This window comes from Companilactobacillus crustorum JCM 15951 (assembly GCF_001434585.1).
GTDB classification, from domain to species: Bacteria; Bacillota; Bacilli; order Lactobacillales; family Lactobacillaceae; genus Companilactobacillus; species Companilactobacillus crustorum.
On record NZ_AZDB01000073.1, the window covers coordinates 1 to 1,970 of the forward strand.

General features: G+C 34.6%; 3 protein-coding genes. 2 read left to right on the forward strand and 1 reads right to left on the reverse strand.

The genetic code is table 11. The features are described from left to right. Positions 1–62: 62 nt before the first annotated feature. Positions 63–236, reverse strand: a complete 174-nt coding sequence (locus tag FD26_RS11120; protein ID WP_156401812.1) for a hypothetical protein — start codon at positions 234–236, stop codon at positions 63–65. 100 nt (positions 237–336) lie between these two features. Between FD26_RS11120 and FD26_RS10655 the strand changes: the two genes are divergently transcribed. Together FD26_RS10655 and FD26_RS10660 are read left to right on the forward strand one after the other, a co-directional pair. After that, entirely contained in the window at positions 337–1,563 is a 1,227-nt protein-coding gene (locus FD26_RS10655) for a M20/M25/M40 family metallo-hydrolase (RefSeq protein ID WP_057868399.1), read from the forward strand. Between the two features lie 175 nt (positions 1,564–1,738). Continuing rightward, positions 1,739–1,954 (forward strand): DUF4260 family protein, encoded by a 216-nt coding sequence (locus FD26_RS10660; RefSeq protein ID WP_057868400.1) that lies wholly within the window; start codon positions 1,739–1,741, stop codon positions 1,952–1,954. Positions 1,955–1,970: the final 16 nt, after the last annotated feature.

Here is a 1,970-nt window from a genome sequence, read left to right on the forward strand (position 1 = left end):
CTATCAACTCTATTTATCGTACAGCCAAACAATGAATCCATAATTATAGGGTTCATTGTTTTTTATTTATTGGGTTTATCGATATCGGCTGTGGCTGAAATCAACAATAAAACTCCCCCAGCTACGGCTGCCGAAATTAAGTTTGTACGACTGAACCAATTGAAGATGAAACCTAAAATTGCTACAACCAATAGCAAAATTCCCAACCAGCGGTCCAATTTCATTAATAAATTCATTTGAAACAACCTTTCATTATTAATTTGAGACAAATAATACTAAAATGAATAGTGAAACATTTGTTAATGAACATTATACATTATCTTAGAGGGGTACAAAATGGACAAAGCACAAAGATTGAGTGTTTTAGACGATTTAATCAAACTAGAAACTGTTAACGGCGATGAGGAAAAAGTTGCCAACTACCTTAAGGATCTATTTGAAAAAAATGGTATCGAAACTGAATTAAATAAATATGCTGATAATAGATATAACCTAATTGCTTCTATCAAAAAAGGCGACGGACCCATTTTAGGATTTACCGGTCATGAGGATGTCGTTCCTACAGTTAATGACGAGAAATGGAATTATGGTCCTTTTAATCCTAAACATATCGATGGCAAAATTTTCGGTCGTGGTTCATCCGATATGAAGAGTGGTTTAGCAGGATTAGCAATTGCCTTAATTGAATTGAATGAAGATCCCGATTTTAAAGGCAATATTAAATTTCTTGCCACAGTTGGTGAAGAAGTCGGTGAAATTGGTTCTCAAAAGTTATCCGAAGATGGCTATGCAGATGATTTAAAGGATCTTATCGTTGGTGAACCAAGTAATTCATCCTCAGGTTTGGTTATGGAAAAATTAATCAATAGTGGCTTAATCGAAACTAATGGTGCTACGCCTGAATCAAGAATTGCCGCCTTTTGTGCCCACAAAGGTTCCGTTACCTATAAAGTGGTTTCTCATGGACGTGCTGCCCACAGTTCTATGCCAGAAGTTGGTATCAATGCTTTGGACAATTTGATTTCTTACTACAATAAACAAAGCGAATATTTTGCTGAACTTGTTAAAACTGAAGATGACGTTCTCGGAACTACTAAACCATCAGTTACAATCATGAATGCTGGTAAACAAGAAAATACCATCCCTGATTATGCTGAAATGACCGTTAAAATCAGAACTATTCCTGAACATGACAATGACAAAATTATTGCCGAATTAAAAGATTTGATCGACAAAATGAACCAAGCTGATCCTAGAATGAAGCTTGAATTCCAACTTTTAAGCAGCAATTGGCCAGTTAAGACCGACATCAATTCAGACTTCATCAAATTAGTTAAAGAAAGCTATAAAGATGTGCTTGGCGTTAATATTTTGACCGTTGGTGCACCCGGTGGTACTGACGCCTCAAAATTTGTCCAAGCTAAACCTGACCTTGACGTTGTTGTCGCTGGTCCTGGTAATGAGAGTGCCCATCAAATTAACGAATTTGTCTTTGAAGATGATTATTTGCAATACATTAATATTTACGAAACTATTGCACGTCACTTCTTTGAAAGTAAGTAATAACTCATTAAGACATATTAAACGTACTTTATAATCAAAAATCCCACCAACCCATATAGGTTAGTGGGATTTTTTGAATTCATGTCTTTTCTTCCTACCCAATACTTTTATTTTGACTTGGTTGTTAGGACCCATGTTATTTTATTTTTAAATAAAATCATAGGAGATGTTCTTGATGACAAAAGTTTATCGTTATGAATATGCTTCACTATCCATTGCCCTATTAATTGTTTATAGTCATATGGGAAATTGGGTGTTGATACCAATTTTATATTTAATTCCTGATATTACTGCTTTGGGATTTTTTGTTTCCACCAAAACTGGTGAAAAAACTTATAACTTATCCCACACGCTACTTTTACCAATTATTTTGTTATCCGGTAGATTGTAAAATTAATCCGAACGCT

What these genes read in the sequence shown, in the direction of transcription:
- FD26_RS11120 (WP_156401812.1), bottom strand. Translation starts at nt 236, where the DNA reads ATGAATTTATTAATGAAATTGGACCGCTGGTTGGGAATTTTGCTATTG.
- FD26_RS10660 (WP_057868400.1), top strand. Translation starts at nt 1,739, where the DNA reads ATGACAAAAGTTTATCGTTATGAATATGCTTCACTATCCATTGCCCTA.
- FD26_RS10655 (WP_057868399.1), top strand. Translation starts at nt 337, where the DNA reads ATGGACAAAGCACAAAGATTGAGTGTTTTAGACGATTTAATCAAACTA.